We start from the raw sequence: 17480 nt of genomic DNA on the forward strand, positions 1-17480 counted from the left end.
CGAGTCAGCGCGTGCGTGCGGTCGTTGTTGTCGCGAAAGCCGGCTGCTGCTGACCGAACGGATCGAGCTGTTGCTGCACCTGCGGAGGCGGCGGGCGCCGCACCACGCGCTGGCGCTTCTTGGCCTTGGCCTTGCGCTTGGTCGCCTTGCTGTCCGGCTTGGTGGTCTCGGTCTTGCTGTTCTCGATTCCGGCCTTCGCCGGCGCGTCCGTCGTGGCCGTGGCGGCGTTCAGCGCGGCGAGCCTTGCGGAGGCGACCTCGAGCGCCGTGGCGGCGAGGGCGGGGTCAACCGGTGCCGGCTCGCTGGCGGTTGCGGCAGGCTTGGCCTCGGGGATCGCGGCCGTGGTGTCGGCGGGGGTCAGCGTATCGATGGAAGCCGGCGCCGCGGCCGTCACGGTCGGCTCGGGCTTGTCTGGTTCGATGGCCGACACTTCAGCCATGGGCGCGGCGGCCTCGGGCTGGACGTCGGTCTCGGTCGTGAGTGCGGCCACCTGTTCGGGCTCGCTCAGGGGCAGAGCGATGGTCGGTACCTGGTCGCGCAGCGATGGCGTGCTCTCGGCGGGCGGCTCCGGCTCGGCCCGCAGCACCGCGAGCACCGGCTGGGCCGGCTCGGGCGCTTGCGCAAACACCTGCTCCTGCGGCCCGTTCCGCCAGCCGGGGTTGTTGACATATTGCTGATGGGTCGCCCGGAGCAGCGCGGCGGCCCCTAGGCCGAACACCAGGATGGAGGTTGACAGCAGGATCGCGGCAAACAGGAAGCGAAAGCCGGGAAGCATTGAGCGATTGCGAATTTCCGCCCCGGCGGCAGAGTGGCCGGGGCTCAAGAGCCATCTGAACGCGGTGACGGTACTGCTTGCCGCGTTCGCCACGCGGGATCGGAGCTCAAAAAGGTGGCGAATCAGGCTGATTCGACCATATCGCAACGTCTCCGCATCGTTCCGTTAAAATCGTGGCCGACCCATCGCGCCAATCGAAGGCGCGATACGATTTCAGCCCCGTGATGCAACGGGGCAACGGTAGTCTTGCGGATCACAAATCGGCAAATCCGGCGCAAATACGCCTGATATGTCTTGAATGTGCCGCTATCTTCCGTCATCTGGCCGTTAACGGTCCGATCGGGCTTGGGGACTATACAAGAGCGATGATGATCAAACACTTTCTGACGATATGCGCTGCCGCAACAGTCGCTGCGGCGGGAACCTCGCTCGCTCAGGCTCAGAGCTATCCGATCCAGCAGGTGCCCGGCTATGGCGCACCGGCCGAATATCGGCCCGGTGACCGCATGCCGAATTTCGACGCGCTCGACGAAGACGACGAGGCGATGCCGCATGCCTCGCTGCCGCCGCCCGGTCCGGCCGACGATCCGCGCTACGGTCGTCCGATGGGCGCGCCTCCGGTCTATTCGGCCGCCCCGCCCCAAGGTCCGGTGATGTCGCCGGATGATCCGCGTTATGGCCGCCCGGCTGGCGCCCCGCCGGTCTATTCGGCCGCGCCGCAGGGCCCCGTGATGTCGCCCGACGATCCCCGCTACGGCCGGCCCGCAGGTCCGCCGGCGGTGATCTACGCCGACCGTCCGCCCCAGCAATCGCCCGCCAACGATGGCCTGCGTCCGCCCGAGGCTGTGGGCGGTCCCGCCGCGACCGGGACGGTCCAGGCCGGACAGCCGCCCGTGGGCACGGATGGCCGCCCGGTGACCTTGGCCGCGCTGCCGCCCGAGGAGCAGCCCGATGCTGCGCCGGTGCAGCTGCCGCCGAACCTGCGCCGTCAGGAGGTCGCGTTCCAGACCAAGGAGCCGCCCGGCACGCTCGTGGTCGATACGCCCAACACCTACCTCTATTACGTGCTCGGAGGCGGCCGTGCGATCCGCTACGGCGTCCGCGTCGGCCGCGACGGCTTCACCTGGACCGGCGTGCAGAAGATCACCCGCAAGGCCGAGTGGCCGGATTGGCATCCGCCGACCGAGATGATCGAGCGTCAGCCCTATCTGCCGCGCTTCATGGCCGGCGGCCCGGGCAATCCGCTCGGCGCCCGCGCGATGTATCTCGGTTCGACCGTCTACCGCATCCACGGCACCAACCAGCCCTCGACGATCGGCAAGTTTGTCTCGTCGGGCTGCATCGGCATGTTGAACGAGGACGTCTCCGACCTGTTCGAGCGCGTCAAGGTCGGCACCCGCGTTGTCGTGATGCCGGGTGGTCCGCCGCCGGGAACGGCGACGGCCTCCGCCGCGCCGACGCAGAGCGCTGCCGGGCCGGCTCCGATGTCCGCCCAGGCGGGCCCGGTCCCGGGGACGCAGCCCACCGTTGTGCCGCCGCTGCCTGCGCCGGTCACCGTGCGCTGAGCGCCTCAACTCGACGAGATTGCGAAGGGCGTGCCGTCGGCACGCCCTTTTCGTTTCAGGCCAGCTTCCGCGGCAGCTCGCCGCCTTTGGTGAATGCGTCGATCGCCTCGACCATCTGGCCGTAATGGATGCGCAGACCATCCGTGGTGGCGTAGCCCAGATGCGGCGTCAGCACGACATTGTCGAGCTTGCGGAAGGGATGGTCGACCGGCAGCGGCTCGACCGAGAACACGTCCAATCCTGCACCTGCGATCTTGCGCTGCTGCAAAGCTTCCAGCAGCGCCTGCTCATCCACGATCGGCCCGCGCGCGGTGTTGACCAGGAAGGCCGTCGGCTTCATCCGCGCAAGATCCGCGCGGCTGACGAGGCCACGCGAACGCTCGCTCAGGACCACGTGGATGGTGACGATGTCGGCCTCGGCGAACAGCTCCTCCTTGCTGGCGTAGCCGACGCCGGCAGAAGCGCACTTCTCCGGCGTGAGGTTCGGGCTCCAGGCGATCACGTTCATGCCGAATGCTTTCGCGATGCCCGCCATCTTGCTGCCGAGCTTGCCGAGCCCGACGATGCCGAGCGTCATGCCTTCGATCTCGACGCCGGCAAATGTCTGCCAGGACTCCCCCGCATGCATCCGCGCGTTCTCGCGGCCGATGCCGCGGGTCAACTCCAGGATCAGGCCCATGGCGAGCGGCGCCGTCGGATCACGGGAATATTGCGTGCCGCCGATGGCGATGCCGCGCGCTTTCGCGGCCTCGATGTCGATCGCAGCGTTGCGCATGCCCGACGTCAGCAGCAGCTTCAGCTTCGGCAGGCGATCGAACAGGCTCTTGGGAAACGCCGTGCGCTCGCGCATCGCGCAGATGATTTCGAAGTCGGTGAGCGCACTGGCTGCGGCCTGCTCGGAGGCGAAGGGATGGCTGAACACGGTGACGTCGACGCGATCCGACAATTTCGGCCAGTCGGCGACGTCGAGGGCGAGATTGAAATAGTCGTCGAGGATTGCGCAGCGCAGCCGGCTCATCAGCGTTCATCCATGGCGAGAGGTGAAGCGCCGGGCGGGCGCCGTCATCGGAACCTGGACATGGTTGCGCGCAATCGCGCCGGCGCGCAAGCAGCCTGCGTATTCAAAAGTCCGATAGGGATCGTCGCTCAGAGGTCGCGGGGCTTCAGGCGGAACGGTGCATCCATGCCGTGCTTGGCGCGCCAGGCGGGGCCGGGGCCGCGCATGTAATGCAGCTCGGGCCGGTAGGGATTGAAGGCGGTGGCGAAGAAGCGCTTCCAGAAGGCCTTGATCTCCGAGGCGAACCCGGAGTCGCGCCCGGCTCCTGCCGGAATGGGAAGAGAATGGGTCTCGATCAGAGCCATGATGCGGCCTCGCTGTGCTCCCCGTTCGTTCTGAGCGGGTGGCGCTGTTTCCGCGCGAAACCGAGCTTTGGCCTGATTTATTAAAAGATGGTTTCAATTGTCCGGATCGGTGGCCGGATGGTGTCCGTCCCGTATTCATCCGTGGTGAACGGACGGAAAACGTTGCCCTTTGGGGGCGGGATCGTTACATCGCTGGCGAAGCAAATTTCCTCAAATCGAAGGTTTCACGGGACCGATGGCGCGCCAGTTCATCTATTTCATGCAGGGCCTGACCAAGAGCTACCCGACCCGGAAGGTGCTCGATAACATCCATCTGAGCTTCTACCCGGACGCCAAGATCGGCGTGCTCGGCGTCAACGGCTCGGGTAAGTCGACGCTGCTCAAGATCATGGCCGGCCTCGACAAGGAATACACCGGCGAGGCCTGGGTCGCCGAGGGCGCCCGCGTCGGCTATCTCGAGCAGGAGCCGCAGCTCGATTCCAAGCTGACCGTGCGCGAAAACGTCATGCAGGGCGTCGCCAAGCAGAAGGCGATCCTCGACCGCTATAACGAGCTTGCGGTCAACTATTCGGAGGAAACCGCCGACGAGATGACCAAGCTGCAGGATGAGATCGAGGCCCAAGGCCTGTGGGATCTCGACAGCAAGGTCGACCAGGCCATGGACGCGCTGCGCTGCCCCCCTGATGATGCCGACGTGACCAAGCTCTCGGGCGGTGAGCGTCGCCGCGTCGCGCTGTGCCGCCTGCTGCTCGACCAGCCCGAGCTCTTGCTGCTGGACGAGCCGACCAACCATCTCGACGCCGAATCCGTGTCGTGGCTGGAAGGTCACCTGCGCAACTATCCCGGCGCGATCCTGATCGTCACCCACGACCGCTACTTCCTCGACAACGTTACGGGCTGGATCCTCGAACTCGATCGCGGCCGCGGCATCCCCTATGAGGGCAATTACTCGTCCTGGCTGGTGCAGAAGCAGAAGCGTCTGGAGCAGGAGGGCCGCGAGGATGCCGCCCACCAGAAGACGCTCGCGCGCGAGCAGGAATGGGTGGCGTCCTCGCCCAAGGCACGCCAGGCCAAGTCGAAGGCGCGCTATCAGCGCTATGAGGAGCTGCTCAAGAAGGCGAGCGAGAAGCAGACCCAGGCCGCGCAGATCATCATTCCCGTGGCAGAGCGGCTCGGCGCCAACGTGGTCGATTTCGAGGGGCTCAGCAAAGGCTTCGGCGATCGTCTCCTGATCGACAACCTCACCTTCAAGCTGCCGCCCGGCGGCATCGTCGGCGTGATCGGTCCCAACGGCGCCGGCAAGACCACGTTGTTCAGGATGATCACCGCTCAGGAGAAGCCGGACTCCGGCACGATCACGGTCGGCGAGACCGTGCATCTCGGTTACGTCGATCAGTCGCGCGACGCGCTCGACGGCAAGAAGACCGTGTGGGAGGAAATCTCTGGCGGCAACGAACTGATCCTGCTCGGCAAGAAGGAAGTCAACTCGCGCGGCTATTGCTCGGCGTTCAACTTCAAGGGCGCGGACCAGCAGAAGAAGGTCGGCGCGCTCTCGGGCGGTGAACGCAACCGCGTCCACCTCGCCAAGATGCTGAAGTCCGGCGCCAACGTCCTGCTGCTCGACGAGCCGACCAACGACCTCGACGTCGACACGCTGCGCGCGCTCGAAGAGGCGCTGGAGGATTTTGCCGGCTGCGCAGTCATCATCAGCCACGATCGCTGGTTCCTCGACCGCATCGCGACGCATATCCTTGCCTTCGAGGGCGAGAGCCACGTCGAATGGTTCGAAGGCAATTTCCAGGATTACGAGAAGGACAAGATGCGCCGGCTCGGCCAGGACAGCATCATCCCGCACCGCGTGAAGTACAAGAAGCTGACGCGGTGATCGCGGCATGATGCGACGGGCGCTCATCGCTGTGGGGATCGTCATCGCCTGCAGCTGGTCGCCCGTCCGTGCTGCGGACGCCGCCTTCACACAGTTCATCGCCTCGTTGTGGCCGGAGGCCCAACAGGCCGGCGTTTCGCGCGCAACGTTCGATGCGCAAACGCGCGGGCTGGAGCCCGATTACAAGCTGCCCGATCTGCTCTTGCCCGGGCGGCCGGCGACTGGCGCGCCGTCGCAGGCCGAGTTCGTGCAGGTGCCGGCCGATTACGTCAAGGAAGCTTCGATCGCGCGGCTTGCCGGCGAGGGCCAGCGGCTGCTGCAGAAATATCGCACGACGCTGACCGAGATCGAGAAGAGCTCCGGCGTGCCGGCAACCGTGATGCTCGCGATCTGGGGCCGTGAGACCGATTACGGCCGCTACACGCTGCCTTATGATCTTGTTCGTGTGCTGGCGACGCAAGCCTATGTCGGGCGGCGCAAGGATCAGTATCGTAACGAGTTCATCCTCGCGCTGAAGCTCCTCGGCGAAGGCGTGGTGACGCGCAAGGACATGCGCTCGTCCTGGGCAGGTGCCACCGGGCTCACACAATTCCTGCCGTCCGAATATTACAAGCATGGCGTCGATTCCGACGGCGATGGCCGCATCGACATCTGGCACTCGGTGCCGGATGCGCTGGCCTCGGCTGCGCAGCAGCTCGTCAACAAGGGCTGGCAGAGCGGCGTGCGCTGGGCTTACGAGGTGCAGGCGCCGGCGAAGGTCGATTGCACGACGGGCGTGCCGGAGGTGACGAAGCCGATCGGCCAATGGCTGCGCGAGGGTTTTGTCCCGGTACGCGGCCAAAAGCTCAGCGCCGCCGAGCAGGCGCAGCCGGCCTCGCTGCTCCAGCCCGAAGGCATCTACGGCCCGTCATTCCTGACCACGAAGAATTATTTCGTCATCAAGGAATACAATTTCTCCGATCTCTACGTCCTGTTCGTCGGCCATCTCAGCGACCGCATGACGAGCCCGCTGCCGTTCGCAACGCCCTGGTCCGCCTCGAAGCAATTGCGCACCAAGGACGTCGAGACCATGCAGCGCGGGTTGACGCGGATCGGACTCTACAAGGACAAGATCGACGGCAAGGCCGGCATGCAGACGCGTGCCGCGCTCGGCACCTATCAGAAGTCGGCAGGGCTCAAGGTCGATTGCTGGCCGAGTGAAGAGGTGCTGCGCGCGATCCAGGCGGCGCGCTAGCGTGCGACCAAAGAAAAAGCCCGGCCGAGGTGCTCGGCCGGGCCTCGATCGCCGCGCTCATGAGCGCGTTGCGATCAGATCAGTAGCAGACGCGAACCGGGCGGCTGACCCAGCCGTAGCCGTCCCAATAGCGCTCGCGGCGCCAGTAGCAGGGCGCGGGCGGCGGGGGCTCGGCGATGTAAACGGGGCCGCCATAGGCGGGACGGCTGGAGGCGATGGCGCCGCCGACGATGGCGCCACCGATCAGGCCGGCTGCGATACCGGCGCCGACGCCGTCATGGGCCTTCGCGGACGGAGCGGCGGTCACCAGCGAACCGGCGACCGTCGCGACCGTGAGCGCGGCAACTAAAGTCTTGTTCATGCTCTTGGCTCTCCTGGGAGATGGGTTCCTCCTGCTAGAGGCGCCCGGGTTTCAAAGGTTCACGCACACTCTGATGGAATTGGCCTTGCAGCTAGGAAGCGCGCAAATGGTCAATCCACGGTAAACGCACACGAAGCTGTGACGAGAAAAAGCGGTCTTTTTCGGGCCCTGAGATGAACGGCGTATCCGTAGTCAGCGGCCTGGCGCGCCTCAGCCGCAGACTCGGACGCGACGCACGCGCCAGGCATAGCCATCCCAGAAGCGCTGCTTCTGCCAGACGCAGCCGCCGTAATAGTCGTCGGCAACATAGCCTGGACCCGGGGCGTAGTAGCGTGGAGGGTAGTAGCCCGGCCCATAGTAGCCATAGCTGGGCCCGTAATAATACGGAGAAGCCAGCGCGCCGCCGACAATGGCGCCGCCGATGATCCCGGCCGCCACGCCTGCCGCGACACCGCGCTGGGCATAGGCCGGCGTTCCGGCCGTCAGGGCCAGGGTGACGACGGCAGCGACCGCCAGGAGCGACTTCTTCATTGCTTGACCTTTCAGACGAACACGCGGGAACCCTTTGGACCGCAAGGTTCCATATTCCGCTTGAATGATCAATGAACGGCACCTTTGCCGGAGACGACCAATTGGTATGGGTCCCCACCGGGAGACGATGATGGGCAACGCGATGGTGAATGCTTTGATTGCGGCCGGGATCGTTTTCGCGATCGGCTACGGCTGGATCGCGCATCTCCAGAACCGCGCACGGCGCTCCCGCGCCACCGCCGGCCGCCACGGAGGGAGTAGCGGGGACAGCACCTATTCCGGGACGAATGACGGCTTCTTGCTAGGAAGCTGGTTTTCCGGCGGCAGTTCGGGGAGCTCTAGCGACGGCGCAAGCTGTTCGAGCAGCGATAGCGGCAGCAGCAGCGGCGGCGACTGCGGAGGCGGTGGCGACGGCGGAGGAGGAGGCGGTGGCGGCGACTAGTCCGGCTACAATCTTGATCCAGCGCAAGAGCTTGATTTAGAGCCGTTCTAGGCTTTGATCAGGCCAGTTTGGAATAGCTTCAAATACGTGTTTTTCCTTTTGCATCCGGCCGGCCCGTTAAATATCGATGATGGCGCATCACCGAAGGGCCTGCCGCTTCCATGATCGTTTGTTCCTGTAACGTGCTGAGCGATGATGATATCCGCGCCGCCGTCGCCGAGTCCGACGACGCCGTGCGGCATGCCAAACAGGTCTATGGCTGTCTCGGCTGCAGCGCCGAATGCGGCCGCTGCGCCCGGACGATCAAGAGTATCATCGACGAAGCGCTGGGCCCTTGTGCGCAGTCCTGCTGCTCCGGCTGCCCGCATAGCCACACCGTGGCCGCCAACGACGAGACCGTCGAACCCGCCGAGTTCGCCCTCGCGGCCTGCTGAAAACTTCCGCAACTCCGGCTGAGCTTTTCCCCGGCTGGGTTCCCATAGCCGGTTGCTCTCGCTCGCAAAGTGATTTAGAAGCGTTCTAAACTCGGTTTGGGACCGATTTGGACTGCAAGAGCTGGAGTGAACCATGCAGGGCGACGCAAAGGTCATCGACTATCTCAACAAGGCGCTGCGTCATGAGCTGACTGCGATCAATCAGTACTGGTTGCATTACCGCTTCCTCGACAATTGGGGCCTGCTGGACATGGCCAAGGTCTGGCGCAAGGAATCCATCGAGGAGATGGAGCACGCCGACAAGCTCACCGAGCGGATCCTGTTCTTCGACGGCTTTCCGAACATGCAGGTGCTCGATCCCCTGCGCATCGGCCAGAACGTCAAGGAGATCATCGAGTGCGATCTCGCCGCCGAGATGAGCGCGCGGGCGCTCTATCAGGAAGCGGCGACTTACTGTCACAGCGCCAAGGACTATGTCACACGCGACCTGTTCGAGAAGCTGATGAGCGACGAGGAGCACCACATCGACTTCCTCGAGACCCAGCTCGATCTGATCGGCCGCATTGGCCTCGAGCTCTACACCCAGAAGCATGTCGGCGGGCTCGAGGGCGAGGGGCACTAAGCTCGGGCCCGGCTCCCTCCATCGTCATGGCCGGGCTTGACCCCGGCCATCCACGTGTTGCCGCACGACGTTTCGTTTTGCGGAACCGCTCTCGGCTACAGCTGCGTCTTGTAGAGCTCTTCCACGGCCTCCTGGCTCGCCGGTTCGCCGAGGCCGGTCTGCTCGTGAATGACCGTGACGATGCTCGGCATCACCGAGCGCTGCACCTTCTCCGATGACCACAGCTTCGAGCGCATCAGCGCCTTGCCGCAGTGGAAATAGACCTCGCTGACCGCGACATTCAGCACCGCGCGCGGCGGCTTGCCGAATTCCACCATCGAGGCGAGCAGATCCGGGTCGGCCGACAGCGTGCCGCGGCCGCCGACGCGCAGCGTCTCCTCGATGCCCGGCACGAAGAACAGCAAATGCACGAAGCCTGAGCCTTCGACCACGTTGCGAAAACTGTCGATGCGGTTGTTGCCAGAGCGGTCGGGCATCAGCAGCTGGTTGGGGCCGGCGACGCGGACGAAGCCGATGCCGCCGCCGCGCGGCGAAGCGTCGACACTGCCGTCCGCTCCCGACGTCGCGAGCACGCAGAATGGCGACATCTCGATGAATTTCTTCGCATGCGCATCGATCGCGGGCCGTGCCTTCGCGATCACGCGCGGGCTCGGCTTGGCATAGATGGTGGCGAGGTCTTCGGCGCTAAGATCGGTCAACGGCGTGCCTCCGCTTCAGCTAGGCTTCAAGCTACCCGATCGGGCCGTCGCCAGCCAATGGAAATCACCAAGGCGCGTTACACCGCATCCGCCGGCACGAAGCAGCTGATGATGATGGAGCCGCGGTGGTGGACGTACCACACCACGGCCTGGCCGATCGGATTGCCCTGGTCGCGGATGATGGCGCGTCCGGGCACCTCGATCCATTGTCCCTCGATCGGCACCCAATAAGCGCCATTGCGCACGTCATACTCGGTGCGATGGCCATCGGAGATGTCGCAGCACGGAACCCCGTTCGGCGCGATCACGCTCTTGAACCAGGCGCGGATGTCGGGCGGAACGTGGTCGTATTGGCCATTGTCGCGCGCGAACGCAACGTTTGCCAGCGCTGTCGCCGCAACCAGCCAAACGCACAGTGCGAGCCTGTGCATGCGATCCTCCTCATCGCGTATCGTGCCATGGGCGCGCGATTGTCCTGCGCGTCTTTCCCTATCGTTGGCACGGATTAAGCCTGAGCCGTCACTGCAATGCATGCTCAAATAATATGCGATGCCGGCGCCCCGCTTTTGATGCGCTGCGAGATGCAGCTTGTGGCGATGTGCATCCACCAAGTTGGTCGCAGAAGCGAGAAGGCGGATGTAGGATTTCGGCTCGGACCTTCGTCTTAAGGAAAACGCCCGGAGAAAGTGCATGTGCCGCAACATCAAGACGCTGTTCAACTTCGAGCCGCCGGCGACGGAGGATGAGATCCACGCCAGCGCGCTGCAATTCGTGCGAAAGCTGTCGGGTTTCAACAAGCCGTCGCAGGCCAACGAGGCGGCGTTCGAGCGTGCGGTGGCCGAGGTCTCCGAGGCGGCGCGAAAACTCCTGACCTCGCTGCATACGAACGCGCCGGCGCGCGACCGCGAGATTGAGGCGGAAAAGGCGAAGGAGCGTTCGCGGCTGCGCTTCGGTACGTGAGCTCACGCAGCGTGCTCCGTGATCTGGCTCACGGTATCTGCTGCCTCGGCTTGCGATGGTGGCGGCCGGGGTTTTGATCGCCCGGAGCACGACATGAGCCGCCCCCTTCTTCCCTTGAAAGCAGGTGCCATCGTCTTCACGCTGCTGTGGACCGCGTGGATGATGTGGTGGAGCGGCTCGTTCTCGAGCGCGAATGTGATCATCCTCGCCCTGTGCGGCGCGGCGGTCGGCTATCTCTGGTATCGCGCCATGCGCTGGCAGTTCGAGCGCATGGGCATGCTGCCGCGGCGCGAGGAACGGCCCAAATAGACTCGTCGGCTAATCCCTTTGGCCGCGCTTCTTCTTTTTCCTTTTCTTCTTGTGATCGTCGCCGTCGTCGCTCTCGTCCTCGTCATCGTCGAGTGCCGCGTCGGTCTCCTGGACGGCGGCCTCGAGCGCTTCGCGCTCGGCGGCTTCGCGTTCGCGCTGGCGGCGGCGTTCGTCCCAGGCGTCGAAGAGCTGGTCGAGCCAGGGCAGCACCTGCTCGATCGACGGCAATTGGCCGGGCGGACCCTGCTCGCCGCGCGGTCCCGCCGGTCCCTGCGGTCCGGCAGGTCCCGGCGCGCCGGCTGGCCCACGCGGACCGGCTTCGCCCTGTTTGCCTTGCGGACCCGGCTTGCCGGGCGGTCCGGCTTTTCCAACCGGGCCCGGCTTGCCCTGCGGCCCGGGCTTGCCGCGTGCGCCGTCGGGGCCGCGCCGGCCCGGATGACCCTGTGGCCCCGGCCGTCCCGGCTCGCCTTGCCGCCCACGAGGTCCCTGAGGCCCCGGCCGTCGTCCCTGGTCGTCTGCCACGCCATCGCTCCCTTCACCTGGAGCAAGCTACTTAGCGGCGTTTGACGACAGCAGCAATTCTGCCCGCGCATCGTGCCAGGCTGATCAACATCATCGTAGCGCGTCGCCGCGGGCGGAATGAGATCGCGCGCTAGTCCTGACAGGCGGGCACGTCGATGCCGGAGGCGGCATAGAGCCTGATCTTGTTGCGCAGCGTGCGCACCGAAAGGCCGAGCACGCGCGAGGCGCGCGTGCGGTTGCCGTCGCAGCGCGCCAGCGTCTGGAGCACGAGCTCACGCTCGACCTCGTCGACGGTGGCGCCGATCAGCATCGGAACGATCTGATTAGGAGCAAGAAATTGTGCGCCCGGGTCGGACGCGGCGACATGAACAGTGGTCATCAATACACTCCCCGATCAACGCCCGCTTCCATCGTCGGAAGCGAATCGAGAACAAACGACCCCCAAGCCGTAGATCTACGGTGGGCGGGTTTGGTTAATGAAAGGTTAATCGGAGGGGCTGCACCGAATTGATCTTGAGAATGCCCAGATGCCGCCGCGATTGGCGCGAGCCTCGCCTCACACCGTGCGATAGCCACCGTCGACCATCACGATGGTTCCGGTGACATAGGCCGACAGATCGGAGGCGAGGAACACCGCGGGGCCGACGATGTCCTCGGGCTTGCCGGTGCGCGCCAGCGGAGTGTGGTCGATGAAGGCCTGCACCAGTGCCGGATTGGTCGCGCGCACATTGGCATTGATGTTGGTCTCGATGAAGCCGGGGCCGATCGCGTTGACGCGCACGCCTTCCTTGCCGAGCTCGACCGCGAGCGCCTTGGTGAAGCCGAGCACGCCGTGCTTCGAGGTGGTGTAGGCGACCGAGCTCGGCGTGCGCAGATGCACGAAGGACTGGATCGAGCCGATATTGACGATGCGGCCTTTGCTGGCGCGCAAGGGCGCGAGGAACGCCTGGGTTACGTTGAAGACGCCGTTGAGGTTGAGCGAGATGATGTCGTTCCAGTCCTTCGCCACCGTCTCGGTCTCCGCGGTGAAGGCATTGCGGCGGGTGATGCCGGCATTGTTGACGAGGATCGAGACCTGCCCGATCTTGTCCGCGACCTGCCTGGCGAGCGCGAAGCAATCCTCGCGCCTGACGACGTCGAGCGCAAAGCTCTCAGCCTTGCCGCCGGCTGTTCGGATCTCCTGTGCGGCCTCCGCCACCGTCTCGGCGTTGACGTCGAGCAGCACGACCTGCGCGCCCTCCCGCGCATAGCCGGCGGCGATCGCCCGGCCGATGCCCGAGCCGGCCCCGGTGATGACGGCGATGTGGTTTGCGAGCAGCGCCATGGCAGTTTCCTCCCGTTTTCGTTTCGAAGTTTCACGAAACGCTAACGCGAAATTAAGGGGTCGGAAACGGCGGCCTTGGCATACTGATCCTGATTGCTAAACGTTGCGCGCATGATGGAACGGCTCGAAACCTGGAAACTCGCTCTGGAACGCCTGCGGTCTGCGCAAGCGCCGGACTGGGCCGAGGCCGGCCGGCTGGTGGCCGAGATCGCGCGGATGAGCAGCGACGTCACGCTGCGCCAGGCCGCCGAGCAGGCGCTGCCGGTGCTGCGCCAGGCCGTCGACAACGACGATCACAGCGTGACACTGGCGGCCCAGCGCCGTCTCGGCGTGGTGCTCGAGGTCGTGCACGATCTGACCGCGCCGCGCTTCGGCCGCCGCAACGCCATGCCGAAGAAGCTCTCCAGCGAGGACCGCGCCCGCAAGATGCTCGGCCTGCCGCTTTCGGTGCAGCTCACCTGCGAGGACATCAACCAGGCCTATCGCCGCGCCGCCAAGGGCCTGCATCCCGACCAGGGCGGCAGCGCCGAAGCCTTCATCGACCTCGCCGCCGCGCGCGACATCCTGATCCATCCCGGCGCGCACAAGGACGCGTGAACGTCGTAAGCCCTTCGAAAAGCAAAACGGGCAAGGACGCATGCGTCCTTGCCCGTTCGTCGTCCGCCGATCGTTACCTTACCACTTGCAGCTGCCGCTCTTGAGCGCGGCGTCCTTGACCATGAGCGCGTCGAGGAAGGTCGGCACGCTGGCGCTGGCGCGGTGATAGCCGGCCGGCCACGGCGTGGTCGGGATGCTCTCGTCCCAGATCTGGCAGAAGCCGGTGTCCTGCCAGCGGATCAGATGATAGCTGGCTTCGGCCGGGCTCGCGGCGACGAACGCGGTGACGGCAAGACCGGCGGCAGCGCACAGCATGGAAATACGACGCATGATCAGCTCCTCAAATGAATGTTGTGATGCGCCTCCCGACAATGACGGGGAGGGGTGGTGCGGGACGCGCCTGGCAGGCGCCCCGGACAAGATGTGAGTAGTTCCACCCGCCGCCGAGGTTCAAAGAATGTGCGCGGGACAGGTCTGATTGCGGCCGGGGAAACCCTTCAGGCCACCGCAAAGCAAAAGGGCGGATCGCCCGCGCGACCCGCCCTTCAAACGCTACACTCGCGTCCGGCTCAGAGCGTGCACTTCCGCTCGGCGCGCATCTTGATCTGCAAGTCCGAGGCTTGCTGGAAGGTCGGGAGCGGCTTGCTGACGACCTTGTAGGTCGAGACACCAAACTGGAACGGCTTGTACTGCAGGTCCTCGTTCCAGACCTGGCAGATGCCGGTGTTGTCCCAGCGGATCACGTAATAGCCGACCTTCGCGGAGGCGGGCACGGCGAACACGGAACTAGCGATGCCGGCAACGGCACAGAGCGCGAGAAGGCGACGCATGAAGTATCTCCTTGTGGGGGAAGTGGGACCAGAAAATTCGTGCGGCAAAAGCAGGACCTTGGCAAGCGGGCGAGCGGCCGCTCACGGACATGTCAGCCGCTTCCGACGCATTTGGTTCGGCCGCGTGCCCGGCAGGCCACACGCTCACCTCGCCAGCGAGGCAACCGCTTCGATCTCGATCAGCATCTCTGGCCTGGGCAGCGCCTGCACCACGCAGGTCGTCCGCGCCGGGTAAGGCGGCGGGCCGAAGGCGCCGGCATAGAGCGCGTTCATCGCGGCGACGTCGCTGGCGCGGGTCAGCAGCACGTTGACCTTGACGAGGTCGCGGAAGGTGGCGCCGGCCTCGTCGAGCACGCGGCGGATGTTGACGACGACGTTGGCGAACTGCGCCTCGAAACCGTCGGGCAGCGCGCCCGATGCATCGAAGCCGGGAATGCCGGAGACGAACAGGAGGTCGCCGACCCGCGTCGCGAACGACAGCGGCGGCGCCTTGACATGCGGCGGGGGCGCGAAATGCTGGATCGGCATGGGATCACCTCAGGGACGGTCGCGGGACGCATGGACAGCGGCCAGGGAGCCTCGCAAAACGAAAGTGCGAAAACAACCCTATGCACAGTAGGCGCCGCACGGAAATCATTGACGTTTTTCAGAATTCGCCAAAGTCGAAGCCGCCGCTTGCTCCGTCGGGCAAAACAGGGGTAGTATGGCATGCTGGAAGTTGGTTCGTGCTGGCGCCCCAAGCGCCGCTGTCATGCCCCGGCTCGACCGGGGCATCCAGTACGCCGCGGCTCCTCGGCTCAATCACAACGGTCTCGGCGTACTGGATCGCCCGGTCAAGCCGGGCGATGACAGTTGAGTGCGTTGCCGCAGACCGAGCCCCCTCGTCCGCCCATCATGTTGCCGCCGCGATCGATCGGGTAAATTCCTCGCCTGATTCGATCCCACCCCCAAAAAAGTCCCCGGAGACCCCCATGAAGCTCGCATCCACCGTCCGCGCCGCGTGCCTCGCCATTGCCGCCCTGGCTGGCCTCTCGACGACGGCGCTGGCCGACAGCGGCTTCGTGACGCTGACGATCTACAAGGCGGGCTGGATCATCGGCGGCTCCGGCGGCTCGGGCGTGCTGAACTTCCGCGGCCGCACTTACGGGCTCTCCACCGGCGGCCTCGACTACGGCCTGGTGTTCGGGGGATCCAAGACCGTGCTGCGCGGCCGCGTCAGCAACATCAACCGCCCCTCCGATGTCGCCGGCGTGTACGGCGCCGCCGGTGCCGGCCTCGCGGTCGGCCGCGGCGCCCGCGCCATCGTGCTGACCAACCAGAAAGGCGCGGTGCTGGAGCTGACCGGTCACCAGGTCGGGCTGATGGCGAACGCGGATCTCAGCGGGCTTGCGATCACGATGCGGTAACGCGAGGTGCCGTAGTGCCGTAGGGTGGGTTAGCTCTGCGGATGCGCGAAGCGAATCCGCGGGGCGTAACCCACCTCTTTGGCGTCTCCGGAGACGAACAGTGGTGGGTTACGCTTCGGACAGCGCTTCGCGCCGCCGAAGCTAAACCACCCTACGATTTTTCGACCGCCGCATGCACCCGCTCAACAAGACCTCGCGAAGACGCTGTTCGAGGAATGAGACCTCGCCCATGACCCGCGACGAATTGGTCGCTGCCTATGCGGCGCCCGGCCGCCACTATCACAATCTCGCGCATATCGAGCATTGCCTGGCGGTGCTCGCGCGCGCCGAGGGTCTTTCGGCCGCCGAGCGCGAGACGCTGTCGGAAGCGATCTGGTGGCACGACGCCGTCTACGATCCGACCCGAGCGGACAACGAGGAGCGCAGCGCGGAGCTCGCCGAGCAGCACGTCCGCACTGAGCTTCGCCAGGAGGTCGGCCGCCTGATCCGCCTGACCAAAACGCACGACGTTCCCGCCGGCGACCGTCTCGGGGCGATCTTGATATCGATCGACCTCAGCATTCTCGGCGCCGATCCCGCCCGCTACGACGCCTATGCCGCCGCGATCCGCCGGGAGTTCAGCCATGTCGCCGAGGACGAGTATCGCGCCGGCCGCGCCCGCGTGCTGCGCCGCTTCGCGGCAGGCGAGGTCATCTTTCCCGATCCGGTGTTCGCCGCGACTTTCGATCGGCAAGCCCGCGCAAACCTCGCCCGCGAGCTGGCCCAGCTGAGCTGAAGCGGCTAACCCGCTTACGAACGCGACGCCGCCGTGAACACCGCAAGCTGCGCCTCGAACGCGCGCCGGAACGCCGGCCGCGCCTCGCCGCGTGCGACATAGGCGGCGATATCGGGGAATTCCTCGAGCAGGCCCGACGTGTTCAATCGACGCAGCACCGTCACCATCATGATATCGCCAGCGCTGAAGGCGCCGTCGAGCCAGTTGGCCTCACTGATGTGGCGGGACAATTCGCCGAGCCTGATGCGTACCCGCTCCTGCAAGCCTGGCAGGCGTTCGGCGTACCAGCTCTTGTCGCGCTCGAGCAGCACCGCCATGGAGAGCTCGACGATCGGCGGCTCCACCGTGTTCAGCGCGGCGAACATCCATGCGATCGCGCGGGCGCGCGCGTTGGCATCCTCCGGCAGCAAGCCCTCATGGCGCTCGGCGATATGGAGCACGATGGCCCCGGACTCGAACAGGGTGAGATCGCCATCCTCATAGGTCGGGATCTGCCCGAACGGATGCAGCGCACGATGGGCAGCCTGCTTCATCGCGGTGAAGGAGACGAGGCGGACGTCATAGGGCTGGGCGGCCTCTTCCAGTGCCCAGCGGACACGCATGTCGCGCGCCTGCCCGCGGCCGCGGTCGGGGGAATTTTCGAAGGCGGTGATGGTGGGCATGGGGAGCTCCGTGTGGGCGCGCTTGGTCCGGAGGACGATTGACGGAGGCGGATTCCGACACTCGTCTTGTAGGGTGGGTTAGCCGTTTCCATACGCGGTCCATCCCACGGGACGACGCAAGGCGTAACCCACCACGTCTGCGTCCGCGGCGACAGAAGTGGTGGGTTACGACGAGCGAATTGCGCT

At 65.5% G+C, this 17480-nt stretch carries 24 protein-coding genes; 10 read left to right on the plus strand and 14 right to left on the minus strand.

All coding sequences use genetic code 11. The features are described 5' to 3' along the window. Nucleotides 1-4: 4 nt before the first annotated feature. Nucleotides 5-775: a hypothetical protein gene (locus tag P0R31_RS02165; protein WP_275512648.1), complete on the minus strand. Its 771-nt coding sequence runs from the start codon at nt 773-775 to the stop codon at nt 5-7. A gap of 368 nt (nt 776-1143) precedes the next feature. Here P0R31_RS02165 and P0R31_RS02170 point away from each other — a divergent pair, with 368 nt between their 5' ends. Beyond that, entirely contained in the window at nt 1144-2340 is a 1197-nt protein-coding gene (locus P0R31_RS02170) for a L,D-transpeptidase family protein (RefSeq protein WP_275512758.1), read from the plus strand. 55 nt (nt 2341-2395) lie between these two features. Here the strand turns inward: P0R31_RS02170 and P0R31_RS02175 are convergent, their stop codons facing one another. Both P0R31_RS02175 and P0R31_RS02180 read right to left on the minus strand, forming a co-directional pair. Next, the gene (locus tag P0R31_RS02175) at nt 2396-3358 is read right to left on the minus strand and encodes a D-2-hydroxyacid dehydrogenase family protein (protein WP_275512649.1); all 963 of its coding nucleotides are present in this window, start codon (nt 3356-3358) and stop codon (nt 2396-2398) included. A gap of 128 nt (nt 3359-3486) precedes the next feature. Continuing rightward, nucleotides 3487-3702: a hypothetical protein gene (locus tag P0R31_RS02180; RefSeq protein ID WP_275512650.1), complete on the minus strand. Its 216-nt coding sequence runs from the start codon at nt 3700-3702 to the stop codon at nt 3487-3489. 235 nt (nt 3703-3937) lie between these two features. On the opposite strand from P0R31_RS02180, the gene ettA reads away from it, so the two are divergent. Together ettA and P0R31_RS02190 are read left to right on the plus strand one after the other, a co-directional pair. Beyond that, on the plus strand, nt 3938-5587 hold the full coding sequence (ettA, locus tag P0R31_RS02185) for an energy-dependent translational throttle protein EttA (protein WP_275512651.1): 1650 nt from the start codon (nt 3938-3940) through the stop codon (nt 5585-5587). A 7-nt stretch (nt 5588-5594) separates the two neighbouring features. After that, complete coding sequence (locus tag P0R31_RS02190) at nt 5595-6821, plus strand: lytic murein transglycosylase (RefSeq protein ID WP_275512652.1); 1227 nt, start codon at nt 5595-5597, stop codon at nt 6819-6821. A 79-nt stretch (nt 6822-6900) separates the two neighbouring features. Here P0R31_RS02190 and P0R31_RS02195 read toward each other — a convergent pair whose 3' ends face one another. After that, nucleotides 6901-7182, minus strand: coding sequence for a hypothetical protein (locus P0R31_RS02195; RefSeq protein WP_036013199.1), 282 nt, complete (start codon nt 7180-7182; stop codon nt 6901-6903). Nucleotides 7183-7392: 210 nt separating this feature from the next. Next, nucleotides 7393-7713: a hypothetical protein gene (locus tag P0R31_RS02200; RefSeq protein WP_275512653.1), complete on the minus strand. Its 321-nt coding sequence runs from the start codon at nt 7711-7713 to the stop codon at nt 7393-7395. Nucleotides 7714-8316: 603 nt separating this feature from the next. Here P0R31_RS02200 and P0R31_RS02205 point away from each other — a divergent pair. After that, nucleotides 8317-8589 (plus strand): (2Fe-2S)-binding protein, encoded by a 273-nt coding sequence (locus P0R31_RS02205; RefSeq protein ID WP_275512654.1) that lies wholly within the window; start codon nt 8317-8319, stop codon nt 8587-8589. A 133-nt stretch (nt 8590-8722) separates the two neighbouring features. Continuing rightward, nucleotides 8723-9211 (plus strand): bacterioferritin, encoded by a 489-nt coding sequence (gene bfr / locus P0R31_RS02210; protein WP_036013205.1) that lies wholly within the window; start codon nt 8723-8725, stop codon nt 9209-9211. Nucleotides 9212-9306: 95 nt separating this feature from the next. Here the strand turns inward: bfr and P0R31_RS02215 are convergent, their stop codons facing one another. Together P0R31_RS02215 and P0R31_RS02220 are read right to left on the minus strand one after the other, a co-directional pair. Next, complete coding sequence (locus tag P0R31_RS02215) at nt 9307-9909, minus strand: MSMEG_1061 family FMN-dependent PPOX-type flavoprotein (protein WP_036042123.1); 603 nt, start codon at nt 9907-9909, stop codon at nt 9307-9309. Nucleotides 9910-9986: 77 nt separating this feature from the next. After that, complete coding sequence (locus P0R31_RS02220; RefSeq protein ID WP_036028558.1) at nt 9987-10340, minus strand: hypothetical protein; 354 nt, start codon at nt 10338-10340, stop codon at nt 9987-9989. A 259-nt stretch (nt 10341-10599) separates the two neighbouring features. Here P0R31_RS02220 and P0R31_RS02225 point away from each other — a divergent pair, with 259 nt between their 5' ends. Together P0R31_RS02225 and P0R31_RS02230 are read left to right on the plus strand one after the other, a co-directional pair. After that, nucleotides 10600-10869, plus strand: a complete 270-nt coding sequence (locus P0R31_RS02225; protein ID WP_275512655.1) for a DUF2277 domain-containing protein — start codon at nt 10600-10602, stop codon at nt 10867-10869. Nucleotides 10870-10962: 93 nt separating this feature from the next. Further along, on the plus strand, nt 10963-11178 hold the full coding sequence (locus tag P0R31_RS02230; protein WP_275512656.1) for a hypothetical protein: 216 nt from the start codon (nt 10963-10965) through the stop codon (nt 11176-11178). 9 nt (nt 11179-11187) lie between these two features. Here the strand turns inward: P0R31_RS02230 and P0R31_RS02235 are convergent, their stop codons facing one another. From P0R31_RS02235 to P0R31_RS02245, 3 genes are all read right to left on the minus strand, one after another. Next, on the minus strand, nt 11188-11700 hold the full coding sequence (locus P0R31_RS02235) for a collagen-like triple helix repeat-containing protein (RefSeq protein ID WP_275512657.1): 513 nt from the start codon (nt 11698-11700) through the stop codon (nt 11188-11190). A 130-nt stretch (nt 11701-11830) separates the two neighbouring features. Then, nucleotides 11831-12079, minus strand: coding sequence for a helix-turn-helix domain-containing protein (locus P0R31_RS02240; RefSeq protein ID WP_275512658.1), 249 nt, complete (start codon nt 12077-12079; stop codon nt 11831-11833). A gap of 177 nt (nt 12080-12256) precedes the next feature. Next, the gene (locus tag P0R31_RS02245) at nt 12257-13024 is read right to left on the minus strand and encodes an SDR family NAD(P)-dependent oxidoreductase (RefSeq protein ID WP_275512659.1); all 768 of its coding nucleotides are present in this window, start codon (nt 13022-13024) and stop codon (nt 12257-12259) included. A 111-nt stretch (nt 13025-13135) separates the two neighbouring features. On the opposite strand from P0R31_RS02245, the gene P0R31_RS02250 reads away from it, so the two are divergent. Further along, nucleotides 13136-13621: a J domain-containing protein gene (locus tag P0R31_RS02250; RefSeq protein WP_275512660.1), complete on the plus strand. Its 486-nt coding sequence runs from the start codon at nt 13136-13138 to the stop codon at nt 13619-13621. A gap of 78 nt (nt 13622-13699) precedes the next feature. On the opposite strand, the gene P0R31_RS02255 is transcribed toward P0R31_RS02250, so the two are convergent. From P0R31_RS02255 to P0R31_RS02265, 3 genes are all read right to left on the minus strand, one after another. Continuing rightward, the gene (locus P0R31_RS02255; protein ID WP_025034475.1) at nt 13700-13951 is read right to left on the minus strand and encodes a hypothetical protein; all 252 of its coding nucleotides are present in this window, start codon (nt 13949-13951) and stop codon (nt 13700-13702) included. A 239-nt stretch (nt 13952-14190) separates the two neighbouring features. Further along, nucleotides 14191-14451, minus strand: a complete 261-nt coding sequence (locus P0R31_RS02260) for a hypothetical protein (protein WP_197948518.1) — start codon at nt 14449-14451, stop codon at nt 14191-14193. A gap of 144 nt (nt 14452-14595) precedes the next feature. Further along, the gene (locus tag P0R31_RS02265) at nt 14596-14979 is read right to left on the minus strand and encodes a RidA family protein (protein ID WP_275512661.1); all 384 of its coding nucleotides are present in this window, start codon (nt 14977-14979) and stop codon (nt 14596-14598) included. Between the two features lie 443 nt (nt 14980-15422). On the opposite strand from P0R31_RS02265, the gene P0R31_RS02270 reads away from it, so the two are divergent. Further along, a complete protein-coding gene (locus P0R31_RS02270) occupies nt 15423-15857 on the plus strand; it encodes a hypothetical protein (protein WP_275512662.1) in 435 nt (144 codons plus the stop codon). A gap of 229 nt (nt 15858-16086) precedes the next feature. Beyond that, nucleotides 16087-16632 carry an HD domain-containing protein gene (locus P0R31_RS02275; protein WP_275512663.1) on the plus strand — a complete coding sequence of 182 codons (546 nt, stop codon included), beginning with the start codon at nt 16087-16089 and terminating at the stop codon, nt 16630-16632. A 14-nt stretch (nt 16633-16646) separates the two neighbouring features. Here P0R31_RS02275 and P0R31_RS02280 read toward each other — a convergent pair whose 3' ends face one another. Next, nucleotides 16647-17294: a glutathione S-transferase family protein gene (locus tag P0R31_RS02280; RefSeq protein ID WP_275512664.1), complete on the minus strand. Its 648-nt coding sequence runs from the start codon at nt 17292-17294 to the stop codon at nt 16647-16649. Nucleotides 17295-17480: the final 186 nt, after the last annotated feature.

The sequence above is a fragment of the Bradyrhizobium yuanmingense genome (assembly GCF_029167105.1).
GTDB classification, from domain to species: domain Bacteria; phylum Pseudomonadota; class Alphaproteobacteria; order Rhizobiales; family Xanthobacteraceae; genus Bradyrhizobium; species Bradyrhizobium yuanmingense_A.

Coding starts and splice junctions, on each gene's coding strand:
- P0R31_RS02165 (WP_275512648.1), bottom strand. CDS start 775: ATGCTTCCCGGCTTTCGCTTCCTGTTTGCCGCGATCCTGCTGTCAACC.
- P0R31_RS02170 (WP_275512758.1), top strand. CDS start 1,144: ATGATCAAACACTTTCTGACGATATGCGCTGCCGCAACAGTCGCTGCG.
- P0R31_RS02175 (WP_275512649.1), bottom strand. CDS start 3,358: ATGAGCCGGCTGCGCTGCGCAATCCTCGACGACTATTTCAATCTCGCC.
- P0R31_RS02180 (WP_275512650.1), bottom strand. CDS start 3,702: ATGGCTCTGATCGAGACCCATTCTCTTCCCATTCCGGCAGGAGCCGGG.
- ettA (WP_275512651.1), top strand. CDS start 3,938: ATGGCGCGCCAGTTCATCTATTTCATGCAGGGCCTGACCAAGAGCTAC.
- P0R31_RS02190 (WP_275512652.1), top strand. CDS start 5,595: ATGATGCGACGGGCGCTCATCGCTGTGGGGATCGTCATCGCCTGCAGC.
- P0R31_RS02195 (WP_036013199.1), bottom strand. CDS start 7,182: ATGAACAAGACTTTAGTTGCCGCGCTCACGGTCGCGACGGTCGCCGGT.
- P0R31_RS02200 (WP_275512653.1), bottom strand. CDS start 7,713: ATGAAGAAGTCGCTCCTGGCGGTCGCTGCCGTCGTCACCCTGGCCCTG.
- P0R31_RS02205 (WP_275512654.1), top strand. CDS start 8,317: ATGATCGTTTGTTCCTGTAACGTGCTGAGCGATGATGATATCCGCGCC.
- bfr (WP_036013205.1), top strand. CDS start 8,723: ATGCAGGGCGACGCAAAGGTCATCGACTATCTCAACAAGGCGCTGCGT.
- P0R31_RS02220 (WP_036028558.1), bottom strand. CDS start 10,340: ATGCACAGGCTCGCACTGTGCGTTTGGCTGGTTGCGGCGACAGCGCTG.
- P0R31_RS02225 (WP_275512655.1), top strand. CDS start 10,600: ATGTGCCGCAACATCAAGACGCTGTTCAACTTCGAGCCGCCGGCGACG.
- P0R31_RS02230 (WP_275512656.1), top strand. CDS start 10,963: ATGAGCCGCCCCCTTCTTCCCTTGAAAGCAGGTGCCATCGTCTTCACG.
- P0R31_RS02240 (WP_275512658.1), bottom strand. CDS start 12,079: ATGACCACTGTTCATGTCGCCGCGTCCGACCCGGGCGCACAATTTCTT.
- P0R31_RS02245 (WP_275512659.1), bottom strand. CDS start 13,024: ATGGCGCTGCTCGCAAACCACATCGCCGTCATCACCGGGGCCGGCTCG.
- P0R31_RS02250 (WP_275512660.1), top strand. CDS start 13,136: ATGATGGAACGGCTCGAAACCTGGAAACTCGCTCTGGAACGCCTGCGG.
- P0R31_RS02255 (WP_025034475.1), bottom strand. CDS start 13,951: ATGCGTCGTATTTCCATGCTGTGCGCTGCCGCCGGTCTTGCCGTCACC.
- P0R31_RS02260 (WP_197948518.1), bottom strand. CDS start 14,451: ATGCGTCGCCTTCTCGCGCTCTGTGCCGTTGCCGGCATCGCTAGTTCC.
- P0R31_RS02265 (WP_275512661.1), bottom strand. CDS start 14,979: ATGCCGATCCAGCATTTCGCGCCCCCGCCGCATGTCAAGGCGCCGCCG.
- P0R31_RS02270 (WP_275512662.1), top strand. CDS start 15,423: ATGAAGCTCGCATCCACCGTCCGCGCCGCGTGCCTCGCCATTGCCGCC.
- P0R31_RS02275 (WP_275512663.1), top strand. CDS start 16,087: ATGACCCGCGACGAATTGGTCGCTGCCTATGCGGCGCCCGGCCGCCAC.
- P0R31_RS02280 (WP_275512664.1), bottom strand. CDS start 17,294: ATGCCCACCATCACCGCCTTCGAAAATTCCCCCGACCGCGGCCGCGGG.